Here is a 17948-nt window from a genome sequence, read left to right as displayed (position 1 = left end):
AGCTGACTATAATGATTGAATTAAAAAACGTCTCCAAAGTATTTACAACAAAAAAAGGGAATGTTGAGGCTCTTAAATCAACTTCCCTTAAAGTAAAAAAGGGCGAAGTATTTGGAATCATTGGATATAGTGGCGCTGGCAAAAGTACATTAATTCGTTGTGTAAATTTATTAGAAAAACCAACGACAGGAAATATCATTGTAAATGAACAAGATTTAACAACCTTATCAACAAAAGAACTCGCAAAAGCAAGACAAAAGATCGGCATGATTTTTCAAGGATTCAATTTACTTAAAACCGTTACCGTTTATGAAAACATCGCACTACCCTTACGTCTATCTGGTCTTCCCAAAAATGAAATTGAAAAAAGGGTAGAAAAGTATTTACGTATTGTTGATCTCTTTAATAAAAAAGACGCCTATCCAAGCGAATTATCTGGTGGTCAGAAACAGCGTGTTGCCATTGCACGTGCACTATCACATGAACCTGAAGTTTTATTAAGTGATGAAGCAACGAGCGCATTAGATCCAGAAACAACCGATTCTATTCTTGATTTGTTATTAAAAATTAATGAAGAAATTGGGATCACGATTTTACTAATTACACATGAAATGAATGTTATCCAGCGTATTTGTGACCAAGTTGCTGTTATGGAACATGGGGCGGTAGTCGAAAGTGGAACCGTAAAAGATATTTTCACAAACCCACAACATGTAACAACGAAGAAATTTGTAAATAGCGCGTTTGCAGCTAAAATTCCAGAAGAGGTACAGAAAGAACTACAAAGCACCGGGGAAATTGTAACACTTTCATTTATAGGAACCGCTTCAGGAGAACCAGCGTTAGCTGTCGCTACAAAACGTTTTCAAGTATATCCAAATATTTTATCAGGCAATATTACGCAGTTAAAACATGAGGCATATGGAAAACTGATCGTTCATATGCAAGGTGAAAAAAATGAAGTACACCGTGCCTTATCATTTTTACAAGAACAAGGGATCATCGTAGAAGGAGGTAGAACAGATTATGGGAAACAAGTCCTTTTTGGATGAGTGGGGTAACGTAATATGGGAAGCAACAATTCAAACATTTCAAATGACATCTATTTCACTACTTATCTCTATTCTTATTGCATTACCACTCGGTGTCACACTTGTTTTAACGAGACCTGGTGGACAGCGAGAAAATAAAATTATCTATCCTATTCTTAATACAGTTATTAATATCATTCGTTCTCTTCCATTTATCATTCTATTATTCTTTATTTTACCTTTCACAAAGTTTCTAATGGGAACATCCATTGGCGTGCAAGGTGTTATCGTACCACTTGTCGTATTTACAGCCCCTTACATTGCACGTTTAATGGAAACTGCTTTATTAGAAGTGGATCGCGGTGTCATTGAAGCATATCAAGCAATGGGAGTCTCTACTATAAAAATCATTTGGCACGTTATGGTTAAAGAAGCTCGTCCGTCTCTCGTACTTGGATTAACAATCGCAACAATTGGCTTAATCGGCGCAACAGCAATGGCTGGACTTGTAGGTGCTGGAGGCCTCGGTGATCTCGCATATCGATTCGGACATTTACGCTACGAACCTGAAGTAATGTATGCAACAGTCTTTATTTTAATCATTCTCGTTCAAGGATTACAGTCATTAGGGAATGGTATAGCGCGAAGATTGAAGAAAGATTAAAAAGGAGGTATCTCACTGAAATGAGATACCTCCTTTTTATTTATAAACTTATCTCTTAAATCCACCTTCTGAATGAATAACTTGCCCTGTAATCCACCCGGCTTCTTCGCTCACTAAAAACTTAATAAGTCTTGCTGCATCCTTTGGCTCACCAATTCTGCCGAAAGGAAACATCGGTCTTAATCCTTGCTTTATCTCCTCATTCATCCAACCCGTATCAGTTGGACCTGGGTTAATTGCATTCACCGTTATCCCTAAATGAGCCACTTCTGCTGATAACGTACTAGTGAGAGCATCAATAGCTCCCTTCGTTGTTGCATAGGCTAGTTCTCCAGCCATAGGCCCTTTAAATTGCCCCGAAGTAATATTAACAATTCTACCGCCAGATTTTTTATCAAATCCTTGAGCAAACTTACTACTTAATAATGTAGTCGCACGAACATTTACCATGTAGTGCTTATCTAATTCTTCAGCAGTCAAATTAGAGAAATCATTATTCGTAGAATACGCTGCATTGTTAATTAATATATGAGGGTACCCTAGTTGTTCAGTAACTTTATTTATAAGCTGATTTGATGCATCATTCTGAGTTAGATCTAATTCCATGCTCGATACTTTGACACCGTTTTGTATCAGCTCTTCTTTTAATTGCATTTGTTCATTTTTATCAACGCCCCAAGGCATCTCTTTATCATATTCTGTCCAATACGTAAAAAATATATCGTATCCAGCCTCTGCTAACTCCGTGCAAATAGCTGCTCCTATACCGTCTAGACGACTTACACCTGTAACAACAGCTACTTTATTTTTTAATTGATTCATCATATACTCCTCCAAAGTTAAAGGGCGCATATTTTATATAAGAGATATAAATTTCCCCACATAGGCATCTATCCTTACAAAAGGGATGTACAAGCTAAATATGCAGTCCTTGAATGATTTACAGATAGCTAAATAAACCCTCACTTACGAGAGAAAAATTCATCTATCTAATTTCTAATCATTACAAGTTCGTACGCATATCGAGTCTTTGTCCCCTTTCAATATATCTCTATTATTTACTCTAACAAAAAGATTCAATATTTAAAATAGAAAAGATAATCTTCTCTCTCTTTTGGCGGAAAAATATTGTAATTACCTACATAAGCTTTAACTATGTTTCTATTAAAAATAACCATTAAGATATCAAAATAATAAAAACAATCAGAAAAACACTGGTAAATACTGGTTTACTTTCTTATAATAAAACGTGGGGCTAATGTGAGAGATATAAAGGGTCTGATTATACAGACTCAACTGGTTTTAAACAAATAGGGGGAAGAAACATGTCAAAAAAATTACTTTCTTTATTTTCTACACTAATCGTAGCAGCTTTTGTAATAACTGGCTGTGGTCAAAGCGATACGACAAATAAAGAACAAAAAGAAGATGTAACGAAAGAAAACAAAACAGAAAAAACGGATACAACGAAAGAAAATAAACCTGAAGAAAAAAAATCCGAAGATAAAAAGACTGAAGATAAAAAGACCGAAAATACAGCCACTAGTTCCAGCGATTATTCCAAGCTGATTTCCTATATGGAAAAAGAAACAGGTGGTAAAACAAAAGTTCTTTTTGAAAATAAGGAACCACAAGTCCATAAAGCTGAAGATATTTCAGTATCAATGAATAGTTATACATTAGTTGAATTAAATGGATTCCATACGGACTTTAACATTCCATTTAACCGTCAAACAGAGGGCGGAGTTATTCTTGTGAACTATAGCGTAAAAAATAGTTCAGCTAAAGACCTTTATTATATGCCAACATTGGACATGTCATTTACTGGTGCTCAGAAAGCATATAGTAACTATAGAGATTTAATTCCAACAGAAGATCAGCTACCAACTAAGCTTGCTCCAACGAATGATTACTTAGTAAAAGCAGGAGAAACTATTTCTGGTTATATCGCTTATCCATTCGGAAAAGATGATCTAGCAAAAATTTCAAATCTCTCAACGGTCTCAGTCACAGTCCCAACTGCACAAGCTAATAAAGGAAAATTTGATGCTCCAATCGGAAGTCCCGGAAGCTTTTCATTAAGTTTAAACAAACAAGGTGCTGAAAAGGTTGCAACAGATAACACTTTCTACCAAGATAAAGCTACAGCTAATAACATGGGCGATAAAAAAATGTTAAAAGAGAAATCAAGTATTAATAACAGCCAAGAATTAGGCGCTGTTAATGTTACATTAGACGGATACCAATTCACTCAATTCACACCAAATTCCGTCGAAGCTCCACGCTTTGCAAATTTCAAAAACGGTCTCGTTCTATTAACAGTGAAATTCAAGCTTGATAACAAAGATGCTCAAGACGTTTCACTATCGCCTATAAGCTCTACATTAAGAGTGAATGATGGTACACAATATACGATTAATGAAGGTATGCTATTAAATTATGACTATAATGCTTCAGTCAAAACAGGAACATCTGGAGAGTTACTACAAGTATATATTTTAGATCAAGAGCAGTATGAAAAGATTTGGAAAGACAAAAGCTTTGAGATTGAGTTAGGACCTATGAGAAATAAAGAAGCTAAAGATATTTCACAAGGTAAAAAAGTTAAATTTACATTACCTAAATAAATTACTAAGTATATATTAGAAAAGGCATATAACATATGATTGTTATATGCCTTTTTTATTTTATAAAGAACAAAACTTTTATTTAAGTGTATACATTTATCATTACCTATTCGTTGTATAAGTGTAGGGAGGAAAAATGATGGGAAAAGAAAATATATTGACCTCCTATCTTATCAGTTTAGGAGAGGAAGTGTTCAAACTATTAATAGCGAAAGGGGCTATAAAAGAAGATGCAGAAGACATCATCCAAAATACTTTCTATAAAGTATACACATTGCTAGATGACCTAACCGAGAGTAACATACGTCCATGGTTTTTCAGAGTCGCACTAAATGAATACATTGACTTGAAGAGAAAAAAAGAGCAGCAAAACATCTATTTAACTGAAGAGGTTTATTCAAAATTACAATATACAGACCGAGAATTGGATGCTGTTTTAAATAAAGATGAGATTTTCTATCTATTAAAAGATATAAAACTAGAATATAAAGAAGCCTTCTTTTTAAAATACTATTACAACTTTTCATATGAAGAAATCGCTCTAATATTAGATATTCAAGTAAACAGTGTCAAACAAAAATTACATCGCGCACGTAAAACAATTCATTCTACAGTAGGAGGAAAAACTTAATGGACACTTCTTTAAAAGATGCGTTAAAAAGGGCTAAGCGTAAGCAATTACTCAAAATCATTATTACCTCTATTATCGTCGTAATAATACTTATCCCTATAATTTATAAGATCGGTAATTACTTCGCAGCGAAAAGTTCTACGAAACTTCACGAACATCTCTTTTTACATAACGCAATTGCAGAACCGAATGTGCAAATTGATTCTCAAGTAACGAGTAACTCATCCATGTTTGGCGGCAATATTATATCAAATCGTTCTAAAAATATTAATGGTTATGTAGTCCCATGGAACACATTAACAAGTTCCTATGGTTGGCTCCGTACCAACATTGATACCAATGAATTAACGCCCGGCTTTTATTGGTCCGATACAGAATTTTATGAGTATGATAAACAAACAAAGAATAAATTTGCAACATTTTATAATCCAGCTATTAAAGAATATCATGATGGTGTCCAAAATGAATTAGGTGAAGTTTCACAAATGAACAACTATGTTGCGGAAGTTGCTCTCTCATTCAATCAACCCTATACATTACAAGAAATTAAAGAAAAAATTCCAGATACCTTAAACATTGTATGGCTATATATGACATCACCAATTGGAGATGAAAGTAAAGGGCCTGCTGGTATGCCGGTTTACGGATTCAATCCAGAGAAATCCCCTGAAGAAGCGTACAAAGAGTTCGTTGATTCACTTAAACAATACGATGACGATGGACATGATGAAGACATTCAGAAGTTTTTAAAATCAAACAAGGACAAACCATTCGATCAAGTAAAAATTTTAGGTGTCATGCTAACCGGGAAAACAGAGAATTTTAAGGCGTTAGAAAACCAAGACTTTATTCGCGGTGCCTCTGTAGGAGCTACTGCGCAAGTAGTTCCTTATATAAAACCAGAGAAATAATAAAGAAAAGATAAGATAAGATAAACTAATAGTAACTAGTTAAAAGAACGTGCATTAATCTATTTACTATGGGAGCTATCTATTTTAGCGGAAAGCTCCCATCCCTCATTTATTATTCATCCTCCAAAAATAAATTTCCAAATACTTTATGTACAAATAAAAAATCATAATTTTTGTTCACATTATATCCATTGTGAATTTATTCACAATGGATATATAATAAACATGTAAATACAATACATTGGAGGGATTTCAATGGTTATCAATTTTTTAAGAACTGATAAACGCGCTACTTTCATATTATTATTTTTACGACTTTACATAGGATATGCATGGCTCGCTGCTGGAATAGGAAAAGTTTTTGGACAGTCTTTTGATGCAAGTGGTTTTCTAAAAGGAGCTATCGCTCAAGCGTCAGGTGACCACCCTGCAGTACAAAGTTGGTGGGCAGATTTTCTTCAACATTTTGTTCTTCCAAACGCAGACCTATTTAGCTTTTTAGTTCAATGGGGAGAAATTTTAGTAGGTCTAGGTTTGATTTTAGGTGGATTAACAAAAACAGCTGCATTTTTCGGCATCATAATGAACCTTTCATTTTTATTAAGCGGAACTGTTAGTGTAAACCCAAACCTACTTATTTTAACTATGTTCATTTTAGTTGCAGGACAGAATGCTGGACGTATTGGATTAGATGGTTATGTTTTCCCAAAACTTTTCAAAAAAAATAACCGTGAAGCATATAAATTAAGTAAAACTGCATAAGAATAGTTCATCTTTTAAATATAAATAAGAAAAGAGCCTACATTCAGGCTCTTTTCTTATTTACACCAAAATATTTCACAGTTTGCCTTATCCGAAATGTTAAACTCAATCATATATAACCGGATAAATGTGTACGACTTTATTTCAAGCATCTAAAAAGCTTAAAGACTAAAACAAGCCATTATAAAACCCTAAAACCTTTCATACTTTCTCCAAGAATATAGTGTGAAAACCACATCAAATTCTGCTTCATAATAGCCACATTCATTCCCGGCTGATCAGAACTATATGCCATTCCTTTAAATATAATTAATTCTGTATCAACTTCCATATCCCTTAACCCTTGATATAGCTCATACGCGTTTAGAGTTGGAATTCTTGCATCCTTTTCGCCATGTTGGATTAGGGTGGGAGTACAGGCTGATTTAATATATGTCATTGGTGATGTTTTCCTATATATATCTGGATCATTCCATGGATTATTTCCTAAATACATCCTAATAAAGTAAGGGATGTCTGTATTTACATAATGGGTACTCCAGTTAGTGATTCCACCTCCAACTGAAATAGCTTTAAATCTACTACTAAATGTAGAACAGAAAGCTGATATATATCCCCCGTTACTCCATCCCATAACCCCTACTCTATTTTTATCTGCAATCCCTTTTTCAACTAGTTTATCCACTCCAGATATAACATCCTCGTAGTCAGCAATCCCCTGTTTTCTATAGTTTGCTTTTAAGAATTCATTACCATAACCAGAACTTCCCCTGTAGTTTGGTTCTAAAACGATAAAGCCTTTTTCGATAAACTGCTCGATAGGATATTTTTCATTAAAACAATCTGAAAATATTGGGAAGGATGCCCAAGCCGGACCACCATGGATTACTACTAATAAGGGATATTTTTCATTTGTGTCAAACTCTACTGGAGTCGATAAAACACCCTCTATTTCAAGACCATCACTACTTTTCCATGAGATTATTTCCCTATTACTTTTAAGCTTTCCTTCGAAAAAGCTATTTTCATTCGTTATTTTTTTATCGTCTAAATAAATTTCAAAGGTTTCATTTGTAATAGCCTTATTATAGGATATATAATTTCCATCCCTTGTTATAGAAGCATCCATTATAAAGCCATCTACTTTTTCACTTAACATTTCTACAGTGCCATCCTCAGATAACAACCCAATAAGGTAATTCGTTTTATCCTGCCATCTAATTAAAATTCCTTTAGCTGTCCACTGTAATGGCATAACCGTACTATCAAAATTTGTTAAAGGTCGAATTACCTCTCCAGTGTTCATATCATATATCTCTAATGTATTATCTTGTATATGGTTTCTATAATAATCCTTCTCTCTTATGCTTGCTGAGTAACATATTTTGCTGCCTTCAGGAGAAAAGCAAACGCTCCCTCCCAACAACTTATCTATATTCATCTTTTGTAGTTCTCCAGCTTCAATATCTAATATGTATAGATCACCATTCATATAATCGTTTAGGCTTGGTGTAGCTATAAATACAACCTTTTTCCCATCATTTGAAATATCAAAATTATGTATATAAAAATCCTTACCCTCAGTTAATTGATAAACACCGCTAATCTCTCGTTCCCCTTTATCATTTTGTATCACTTTTTCTATTTCAATGTAATATAAACAATTATTCCGATGTTCCTTACCTACATGCTGGAAGTCCCCATATAGCTCTTTACGTTTCTTTATTCCCTCACATTCTTTTGACTGTGCCACATAATAAAAGCCTTTGCCACTAGGCTCCCATTTAAAATTACTGACCCCTTCTTTCTCATCAGTAATTTGAACCTCACTACAACCGTCTATTGACTTAACAAAGATCTGATTTTTATTAGCCCCGTCACCGCCTGGGCTAAGGTATGCAATAGTCTTAGAATCTAGAGACCATAATGGATGTGTACTATCTATATCTCCAGTTGTTAGTGGGTAACTCTGCTCCTTATCTTTTTCATATATCCATATATGATTTCTATACGTATTGTCTTTCCAGTTAGCTGTCTTCTTGACAAATGCTACATTTTTTCCATCATCACTTATGTTTGTACCTGATAAGGTTGGTAACGAGATAACCTCTTCTATACTTAAATATGTTTTTTCTTTCACCTTCATTAATAACCCCCCTTGTAATGTCTAGTAATCTAATTTGTTCAATAAAGTGAAACTTTAATCAGTGGTTTTTTCCATCAACGAATATCCGGAATAACAACAGAAAATTCAGTTAAATAAAAGTAGTTCCGTCCCAAATCCGATAAAAGCTCATGTTGTCTGCCGGTTTTTATACTTTTTAAATCCTACTGACCAATCTAATGAGGGACCGTCTTGAATTTCAAGACAAGGCTGATAATCTCTCCCACTGCCAGTTCCTTTCCTCTCTTTAATCCACTTATCAATATTAGATGTTCTTTTTTTCGACACAAAAATGCCCCTTTAGATAATCATATCCAAAGGGGCAAAGCTTCACAACTTTTTTATAAACGTCGTGACTTTATTTTAAATTTACAATAATCTAGTTACTCTACCAATCTCCTACTCAACAGTAACAGACTTAGCTAAGTTACGTGGCTTATCAACGTCACACTCGCGGTGAAGTGCTGCGTAGTATGAGATAAGTTGGAATGGAATAACTGCTACTAGCGGTGCTAGTGCTTCGTGTACAGCTGGTAATACGAAGCTGTCACCTTCCATTTCTAAGCCTTTCATTGAGATGATACATGGGTTAGCCCCGCGTGCTACTACTTCTTTCACGTTACCACGAATTCCAAGGTTTACGTGCTCTTGTGTAGCAAGCGCGATAACTGGTGTACCGTTTTCGATTAAGGCAATTGTACCGTGTTTTAATTCTCCTCCAGCAAATCCTTCTGCTTGGATGTAAGAGATTTCTTTTAGTTTTAACGCACCTTCTAAACCTACGAAGAAGTCTACGCTACGTCCGATGAAGAAGCAGTTACGCGTTGTTGCTAAAAATTGTTTTGCTAATGCGTCCATCTCTTCTTTTTGATCACAAAGTACTACCATTGCATTTGCTACAAGTCCTAATTCGTGAGTTAAATCGAAATCAAGAACCTCACCTTTTGCTTTTGCAATGTCAGCCGCTAAGATTGAAAGTACTGCAAGCTGTGCTGTGTATGCTTTCGTCGATGCAACTGCGATTTCTGGTCCTGCATATAACGGAAGTGTATAATCAGCTTCACGAGAAAGCGTAGAACCAGGTACATTTGTAATCGTTAATGCTTTATGACCCATTTCATTTGTTTGCACAAGTACTGCACGGCTATCAGCTGTTTCACCACTTTGTGAAATGTAAATGAAGAATGGTCTTTCTGTTAATAATGGCATGTTGTAAGAGAATTCACTTGCTACATGTACTTCAACTGGTACTTTCGCAAATTTCTCAATGAATTGCTTTCCAACAAGACCTGCATGATAACTTGTTCCACATGCAATGATGTAAATGCGATCGCTATCTAAAATTGCATTACGGATATCTTGATCTAATTCAATTTCGCCATTTTCATCTTGGTACTTTTGAATAATATTACGGATTACAAGTGGTTGCTCGTCGATTTCTTTAAGCATGAAATGAGGATACGTTCCTTTTTCAATATCACTTGCGTCTAATTCCGCTGTAAACGGTGCACGTTCAATCGTTTCACCTTGTAAGTTTTTAATTGTAATGCTTTCTTTTGTTACGATTACCATTTCTTTATCCATTAACTCGATAAATTGATCTGTAACTTGTAACATCGCCATAGCGTCGCTTGCAATAACATTAAAGTTATCACCAGCACCTACTAATAGCGGGCTTTTGTTTTTAGCAACATAAATCATGTTTGGATTTTCAGCATCAAGTAATCCGATTGCATAAGAGCCATGTAAAAGAGATAGCGTATTACGGAACGCTTCTTCTACACTTAGTCCTGTGCTCACTTGTTGTTCCATAAGCTGTACGATAACTTCTGTATCTGTCTCACTTACGAACGTTACATCTTGTAAATATTCCTTTTTCACTAACTCATAGTTTTCAATTACACCATTATGAACTAGTGTAAAGCGTTTTGATGTACTTTGATGCGGATGCGCGTTTACTTTGCTTGGAACACCGTGTGTAGCCCAGCGTGTGTGACCGATTCCCACGCTTGCTGCTACATTCTCTTCTACGACTTCGCGAAGTTTTGCAATACGGCCTTTTTCTTTGTATACAATAACACCGTTCTCTGCTTGTACTGCAATACCTGCTGAATCATATCCGCGATATTCTAGCTTTTCTAAACCTTTTAATAAAATTTCCTTTGCATCTTGCTCTCCAATAAATCCTACGATTCCACACATGTTTAGTCGCCGTTACAAATGCTTACACTGCTTTGCGAACATGTAACGACATAGTCCGATACCATTTATTTATATTAAAAAAACGGATTACATATTGCTAGCCCTGTAAGCTTGTAACGGCTTTCACCTTCCTCTCGATTGGGTTAAAGTCCGTATATACTTATACAGCTAGTATTCATCCGTTCCTTTTCTCTCATCACACTTTCACCTTTGTCCACTAAGTCACCTTAATGTTTTAAGTAAAAGATTGCGGTTGTGATGAACAACCGGGAGTCATCCGCCGAAATCTCGATAAACTCCACCTCGTCAACTACACTACCTGTAGTTCTGGCGCTTTTATAATTTACAATATTTCCTTTGAGAAAAAGAACAAGACAATCTTATAACAAACAAGATAAATCGTCAATGAAATTTTTTTCATTGTCTATAAAACATATGAAAAAGGAGCACTTCTTGTGCTCCTTTTAAAACAAATTTGGTAAATTATTCAGCTCCAACTTCCGCTTTCACAACTTCTACAATACGATGTACATACCCATCACAAATTTCTTGTGTCGGTGCTTCTGCCATTACACGAATAAGTGGTTCTGTTCCAGATGGACGAACAAGAATACGACCGTCTCCGTTCATTTCTTCCTCTACAACACGAATAATTTCTTTAATTTTCTCATTTTCTAATGCTAGTTTTTTATCTGTTACACGAACGTTTACTAGTAATTGTGGGAATTTTGTCATCTCGCCTGCAAGCTCAGATAATGGCTTTTTCGTCATTTTCATGATGTTTACAAGTTGAAGTGCACTTAACATTCCATCACCAGTTGTAATGTAATCAAGTAAGATAATGTGACCTGATTGTTCTCCGCCCAGGTTATATCCACCGCGTTTCATTTCTTCCATTACGTAGCGGTCACCAACTGCTGTTTTATCACTTGTAATATTGTTTGCTTCAAGTGCTTTGTAGAAGCCTAAGTTACTCATAACTGTTGAAACAACTGTATTATGTTTCAATTGACCAGTTTCTTTCATATACTTCGCACAAATAAACATAATTTGATCGCCATCAACGATGTTTCCTTTTTCATCTACCGCGATTAAACGGTCGCCATCACCATCAAAAGCAAGTCCGATATCAGCACCTTTTTCTTTTACTAATTCAGCTAAGACTTCTGGATGTGTAGATCCTACGCCTTCGTTAATATTCATACCGTTTGGAGAAGTTCCCATCGTTGAAATATCAGCTTCTAAGTCTGCAAATAAGTATGGAGCTAAAGAAGAAGTCGCACCGTGTGCGCAATCTAAAGCAATATGTAAACCAGAGAAATCTTCCTCTACAGTTTGTTTAATGTATTGTAAATACTTTTGTCCACCTTCAAAGTAATCACTCACTTGGCCAAGGTTAGTACCTGTTGGACGTGGTAACTCGTCAACTTCTTTGTCTAATAATGCTTCAATTTCAGCTTCTTGCTCATCTGTTAATTTGAAACCATCTGAACCAAAGAACTTAATACCATTATCTTGTACTGGATTATGAGATGCAGAAATCATAACACCCGCTTGTGCATCTAAAGCTTTTGTTAAATAAGCCACACCTGGTGTAGAAATAACACCAAGACGCATTACTTCTGCTCCAGTTGATAATAGACCTGCTACTAAAGCTCCTTCTAACATATGTCCAGATACACGTGTATCACGGCCAATAATTACTTTTGGACGATCTGTATCTTTTGTTAATACATAGCCGCCAAAACGTCCTATTTTAAAAGCTAATTCAGGTGTTAATTCCTTATTTGCAACCCCGCGTACTCCGTCTGTACCAAAATATTTACCCATTATTATTCGCTCCTTTTTCGTGCTCTTTTTGATTATCTACTGTTGGTTCTTGGCTCGTTTCTTGGCCATTTTCTTTGTCTTTTTCTTTGTCTTTTTCTTTGTCTTTATCTTGTTCCTGATCCTTTTCTGGATCCGGTTCAGGATTTTTTGGTTTTTCAGTTTGATTTTCTTTATCGTTTGCTGGATCTGGTTGTTCAATATTACCCTGTACTTCTTTATCTGGCTTTTCTTTCTTCACAATTGTGACTTTAGCACTTTTTTGTTTTGGTTCTATCGAAATATTACCAGGACCACTCACTTGAATAGAAACATCCTTCGTCCCCGGAGATACATTTTGCAGATTAATCGCAGCTGTTATTTGAGCAGCTGTTATTTTATCTACTATACTTGCTTCTCCTGAAATATCAACGCTTATCTTTCCATCTTGTGGCGAAAGTAGCTGAGCAGTAACATCATTCGGAATTCCATTTTTTTGAATCGGGATACCATCTATAGTTTTACTTTTCGTTTGTTTTACCTTTTGTACCCCTACAGAAACCTTCACTTGATTTGGTTTTGCACTTGTCACACCTTTTGGCAATAAAACAGAGGCATCGAATGTTGTAGAATCCGTCAATTGACTAAGATCTACCTCGACCCCCTCTATAGATTGTATATTATCCAAAATGTCTTTTGGACCTGATATCGTTACTTCTTTTGGTTCAACACTAATATTTGTAACAGCTAAACCTTCTGGTAAATTACCTTTTTTCGAATATGTTAAAGGAACTGTTTTTTCGACGTTATTTACTGTAGCTTGCGTCGCCACATTCAACGTTACACTAATTTTAGATGGACTTGTTCTTACATTTAAACGTTTTCCTTCTTTATTGTATAATGTAACTTCGGGTGTTTTTGTAACAGTTTTATTAACACCTTTCAAATCAATATACGCCTTAGCAGATGAAATACTTTCGATTTCTTCTTTCGTCCCAACTACCTCAACAGTATCAGGTTTAATGTTTGATTTTTCGAGAGTAGCACCCGCTGGCATCTGATCCTCATTTGATAATTTTAAGTCTACATGAACATATTTTCTCGCTTTTTCATGAAGAGTAACTTTGATTGTTGCTGGTTGGACTGTTCCTTTCACATCATCTGGAAGCCCATTCGCTTTTAAAGAAACTTCATAAGTTCCTTTTGGACTATCTCGCAAATCAACTGATATATCAAATTGTTTTTTTGCTTTTGCTGTAGCAACTGCTGATTTTGGACCTTCCAACTTCACCTTGACTCCACCTGATGGAATACCACTTACAATATATTTCTCTTCATCATACTTAAGGGTAATAGGATAATCAGTTAATGTTTCTTTCGTTTCATTTACGAAAGGTAATATACTCGATGTCGTATTTTTTTCAGTTAAAGTTGCTGACATGAAAAGCATACACGCCAATAGTAATGAGATTCCTTTTAAAAACCAATGATTCTCCATTAACTTATCCATGACGCTTTCTCCTCCAATTCCATAAAGACGAAGAAGTCGATTTTTCGTTCCCACTAAATTCTGCTAACAACATATCCTTCAGCTGCTCTGTCTTCAAATCACGATGTAACTCACCGTTTTTCGTTAAAGAAATTTGACCCGTTTCTTCCGACACAACTACTGTAATACTATCAGTAACTTCACTAACTCCCATTGCAGCGCGATGCCTTGTTCCTAACTCCTTAGAAATAAACGGGCTTTCTGATAGCGGAAGATAACATGCTGCTGCTTTAATTGTACTTCCCTGCATAATTACTGCTCCATCATGAAGAGGCGTATTAGGGATAAAAATATTAATGAGTAATTCTGATGACACATTTGCGTTCAGCGGAATACCCGTTTCCACATAGTCACCCATCCCAGTCTCTTTTGACAACGTAATTAATGCACCTATTCTACGTTTTCCCATATATTCCGTAGCTTTCGCTATCGCTGTTGCAACAATTTCAGGTTCATCTTCCTCGTGAGTTCCCACACGCGAAAATAGGCTACCTCGTCCTAGCTGCTCAAGTGCTCTTCGCAATTCTGGCTGGAAGATAATAATAACAGCTAAGAATCCCCACGTTAATACTTGTTCCGTTAGCCAATATAGCGTATGCAATTCAAGTAAAATACTGATCATCCGGACGACAATAATAACTGTAATACCTTTTAAAAGTTGAACAGCCTTCGTGCCCCGGATTATAAGAATTAGCTTATATATAATAAACCATACAACAGCAATATCTAATGCCGTACTAAGATATTTCAAAATGGTCGTATCTTCAAAAGGCATGCTAACCCTTCCTCCTACTTACGAGCAATTCTATCCATATATTGAAATATTGTTTTATGCTCTATCTGTATGTATTTCCAACAACTAGTTAATTATACCATACATGAAACAAACGACAATTACAAACGCCCCGCCCCCTTTAGCTTAAATTGGTAAGATGTCAAACTTTCTTATCCTACAGTATAATATAAGTCATTATTATACGCCTATTTTCCAATAAAAAAAGCAACTTCACAGTTGCTTTTCTTACATTTATTTCAGTTTTTCACCGAATAAAGAACCCATTAAAGCAACCGCTGTTGTTGCTGTTCTGTTTCTCTCATCTAAAATTGTATTTACTTCAACAAACTCAGCAGATGTAACAATATCAGCTTCTGCTAACATCTCCATCGCTAAGTGGCTTTCACGATAAGATAGACCACCAATTACAGGTGTTCCAACTCCTGGTGCGTCATGAGGATCAAGCCCATCTAGATCTAATGATAAATGAACGCCATCCGTATGAGATAAATACGCAATTGTTTCTTCCATAACAGCCGTCATGCCCATACGATCGATTTCATGCATTGAGAATACTTTAATGCCTTCATCGCGAATAAAGTCTTTTTCTCCTTCATCCAATGCACGTGCACCGATAATTACAACGTTCTCTTTCTTCACCTTTGGATATGCTTCATATAAGTCTACAAGCGTCGGATGTCCATAGCCTAAACTTGCAGCAAGTGACATACCGTGAATATTTCCAGATGGTGAAGTCTCTTCTGTATTTAAATCACCATGTGCATCATACCAAATAACACCTAAATTTTTATAATGTTTCGCTACACCAGCTAGCGTACCGATAGCAATACTATGGTCACCGCCTAATACAAGTGGAAAACGACCTTCTTCTATAATATGATCAACCTTACTCGCTAATTCATTACATACAGTTGCAACTTGTGTAAGGTTTCTTAATTTTGTATTTTCATCTACTTCTTTTTCTCTCTCAATACATATATCTCCCAAATCTTTAACGTCATATCCAATTTGTTCAATTCTTTCAATTACCCCTGCATAACGGATCGCGCTTGGTCCCATATCAACCCCGCGACGCATCTGTCCTAAATCCATTGGAACTCCAATAACTGAGATTTCTTTTTTCATAGATAGTATCCCCCTTTTATGCCTTCCTAAATATTTTAAATCTTTTATATAGTCTGACTCAACTCGACATTTTTCTGCATGGATATACAATATATTCACTTGTACTCTCATTGAAACCTAAATTTCAAGACTATTCTATGTATAAAGTTAACTTAATGAAACAACTGACCTTTCTATCAGCTAATATTTTTACCCGCACTTTTCTCCATCATCACTCAGGATTATGCAAAATATCATCAAATAACTGGATAAAAAAACACTTCTACATTTAGAAGCGTTTTTCTGATGCTAATTTCCACACCGCTGCAATATTTCTTGCTGTCATTTCGATATTCTCTTCTGCCCTTTTATATGCTTCTTCTAAAGTCATTGGACTCGCTGTAATACTAAACACTGCATCAATTCCCTTTTCGTAAACAGTCGTATAGTTCGAGGATACAGATCCACCAATAGCAATTACAGGAATATGACGACATTTCGCCCGCTTCGCGACACCAACAGGAGCTTTTCCATACGCTGTTTGTTCATCTATTCTTCCCTCACCAGTTACAATCAGATTGGCGCCCTCTATACACTTATCAAAATTTGTATAATCTAATACAATTTCAATTCCTTTTCTTAACTGCCCCTTTAGCACTGCAACGACAGCTGCTCCCATTCCTCCAGCTGCCCCCGCCCCTGGTATTTCAGATACATCTAAAGACACATGTTGTTTAAGTATATTAGCATAATGTTTTAAATTCTCATCTAGCTCTTTCATCATCTCTACATTTGCACCCTTTTGTCTCGCAAATACAAAAGATGCCCCGCTAGCTCCAACTAAAGGGTTATCTACATCACACGCCGCTTCTAACTTTAGATTTTTTAGGCGTGAATCAACCCTAGAAAGGTCAACAGTAGTAATCAAATGTAATGTCCCTCCAGAGGGTTCTATTACTTCACCTTTCCTGTTTATAAACCTTGCACCTAAAGCAGATAGCATACCAGCCCCACCATCATTTGTAGCACTTCCTCCAAGTCCTAAAATAATGTGTTTCGCTCCTTGATCTAATGCATGTAATATAAGTTCACCTGTCCCTTTTGTCGTTGTAATAAGTGGGTTTCTCTTTTCAATTGGAACGTGTTGTAATCCTGACGCTGCTGCCATTTCAATAAATGCTGTCTTCTTATCCTTAGACATACCATAAAAGGCTTGCACGCTCTCTCCAAGCGGCCCTGTCACATTAAGTGGTATAATTTCCCCCATTGTAGCACCAACAAGAGATTCGACCGTTCCTTCACCTCCATCTCCAATTGGCACTTTAACGTACTCTGCTTTAGGAAAAACTGCTGCAAAACCTCTTTCAATAGCTTCACATACCTCCATAGCTTTCAAACTTTCTTTATATGAATCAGATGCAATGACAACTTTCATAATTATCCCCCATTCCTTATTTACACCTTTTCTTCATTTTAAACGACAAATATGAAAGTTGCCTTTCCCAATAAAATTTAAACACAAAAAAAGCTTACATCATTTGATGTAAGCTTTCCCTATTTATATGGAGCCTAGCGGGATCGAACCGCTGACCTCCTGCGTGCAAGGCAGGCGCTCTCCCAGCTGAGCTAAGGCCCCGTAGTAATAAAGCGGAAGACGGGATTCGAACCCGCGACCCCAACCTTGGCAAGGTTGTATTCTAC

The 17948-nt window shown here is 36.0% G+C and carries 15 protein-coding genes, 1 tRNA gene and 1 pseudogene; 6 read left to right on the top strand and 11 right to left on the bottom strand.

The window, feature by feature from the left end; genetic code table 11:
- Positions 1-11: 11 nt before the first annotated feature.
- Positions 12-1052, top strand: coding sequence for a methionine ABC transporter ATP-binding protein (locus MRBLBA3_RS13600; RefSeq protein ID WP_044739099.1), 1041 nt, complete (start codon positions 12-14; stop codon positions 1050-1052).
- On the top strand, positions 1027-1695 hold the full coding sequence (locus MRBLBA3_RS13595) for a methionine ABC transporter permease (RefSeq protein WP_000527155.1): 669 nt from the start codon (positions 1027-1029) through the stop codon (positions 1693-1695). Before MRBLBA3_RS13600 ends, MRBLBA3_RS13595 begins: the two co-directional genes overlap by 26 nt.
- A gap of 48 nt (positions 1696-1743) precedes the next feature.
- Here MRBLBA3_RS13595 and MRBLBA3_RS13590 read toward each other — a convergent pair whose 3' ends face one another.
- A complete protein-coding gene (locus tag MRBLBA3_RS13590) occupies positions 1744-2520 on the bottom strand; it encodes an SDR family oxidoreductase (protein WP_363381700.1) in 777 nt (258 codons plus the stop codon).
- Between the two features lie 500 nt (positions 2521-3020).
- On the opposite strand from MRBLBA3_RS13590, the gene MRBLBA3_RS20120 reads away from it, so the two are divergent.
- The 4 genes from MRBLBA3_RS20120 (at position 3021) to MRBLBA3_RS13570 (ending at position 6626) form a co-directional block, all read left to right on the top strand.
- Positions 3021-4322, top strand: a complete 1302-nt coding sequence (locus MRBLBA3_RS20120) for a DUF5068 domain-containing protein (RefSeq protein ID WP_422653161.1) — start codon at positions 3021-3023, stop codon at positions 4320-4322.
- Positions 4323-4461: 139 nt separating this feature from the next.
- Entirely contained in the window at positions 4462-4953 is a 492-nt protein-coding gene (locus MRBLBA3_RS13580) for an RNA polymerase sigma factor (protein ID WP_363381745.1), read from the top strand.
- Positions 4953-5864, top strand: a complete 912-nt coding sequence (locus MRBLBA3_RS13575) for a sigma factor regulator N-terminal domain-containing protein (protein WP_363381698.1) — start codon at positions 4953-4955, stop codon at positions 5862-5864. The genes MRBLBA3_RS13580 and MRBLBA3_RS13575 overlap by 1 nt, the downstream gene beginning before the upstream one ends.
- A 255-nt stretch (positions 5865-6119) precedes the next feature.
- The gene (locus MRBLBA3_RS13570) at positions 6120-6626 is read left to right on the top strand and encodes a DoxX family membrane protein (protein WP_002113344.1); all 507 of its coding nucleotides are present in this window, start codon (positions 6120-6122) and stop codon (positions 6624-6626) included.
- 181 nt (positions 6627-6807) lie between these two features.
- Here MRBLBA3_RS13570 and MRBLBA3_RS13565 read toward each other — a convergent pair whose 3' ends face one another.
- From MRBLBA3_RS13565 to MRBLBA3_RS13525, 10 genes and pseudogenes are all read right to left on the bottom strand, one after another.
- Complete coding sequence (locus tag MRBLBA3_RS13565) at positions 6808-8772, bottom strand: S9 family peptidase (RefSeq protein ID WP_363381695.1); 1965 nt, start codon at positions 8770-8772, stop codon at positions 6808-6810.
- A gap of 147 nt (positions 8773-8919) precedes the next feature.
- Positions 8920-9078: a hypothetical protein gene (locus tag MRBLBA3_RS13560; protein WP_232301892.1), complete on the bottom strand. Its 159-nt coding sequence runs from the start codon at positions 9076-9078 to the stop codon at positions 8920-8922.
- Between the two features lie 111 nt (positions 9079-9189).
- Positions 9190-10992 (bottom strand): glutamine--fructose-6-phosphate transaminase (isomerizing), encoded by a 1803-nt coding sequence (glmS, locus tag MRBLBA3_RS13555; protein WP_000334146.1) that lies wholly within the window; start codon positions 10990-10992, stop codon positions 9190-9192.
- 12 nt (positions 10993-11004) lie between these two features.
- Positions 11005-11189: pseudogene (locus tag MRBLBA3_RS20105) on the bottom strand (hypothetical protein).
- Between the two features lie 286 nt (positions 11190-11475).
- Positions 11476-12822, bottom strand: coding sequence for a phosphoglucosamine mutase (gene glmM / locus MRBLBA3_RS13550; protein WP_000521477.1), 1347 nt, complete (start codon positions 12820-12822; stop codon positions 11476-11478).
- Positions 12815-14308: a CdaR family protein gene (locus MRBLBA3_RS13545; protein WP_363381692.1), complete on the bottom strand. Its 1494-nt coding sequence runs from the start codon at positions 14306-14308 to the stop codon at positions 12815-12817. The genes glmM and MRBLBA3_RS13545 overlap by 8 nt, the downstream gene beginning before the upstream one ends.
- Positions 14301-15122, bottom strand: coding sequence for a diadenylate cyclase CdaA (cdaA, locus tag MRBLBA3_RS13540; RefSeq protein WP_363381690.1), 822 nt, complete (start codon positions 15120-15122; stop codon positions 14301-14303). The genes MRBLBA3_RS13545 and cdaA overlap by 8 nt, the downstream gene beginning before the upstream one ends.
- Before the next feature lie 252 nt (positions 15123-15374).
- A complete protein-coding gene (gene rocF, locus MRBLBA3_RS13535; RefSeq protein WP_000711584.1) occupies positions 15375-16268 on the bottom strand; it encodes an arginase in 894 nt (297 codons plus the stop codon).
- A gap of 268 nt (positions 16269-16536) precedes the next feature.
- Positions 16537-17682, bottom strand: a complete 1146-nt coding sequence (locus MRBLBA3_RS13530) for a glycerate kinase (RefSeq protein WP_363381688.1) — start codon at positions 17680-17682, stop codon at positions 16537-16539.
- Positions 17683-17810: 128 nt separating this feature from the next.
- Positions 17811-17883: transfer RNA gene (locus MRBLBA3_RS13525), tRNA-Ala, on the bottom strand.
- Positions 17884-17948: the final 65 nt, after the last annotated feature.

The sequence above is a fragment of the Bacillus sp. LBA3-1-1.1 genome (assembly GCF_040676495.1).
Lineage (GTDB): Bacteria > Bacillota > Bacilli > Bacillales > Bacillaceae_G > Bacillus_A > Bacillus_A nitratireducens.
This window is presented reverse-complemented; position numbering and strand designations above follow the sequence as displayed.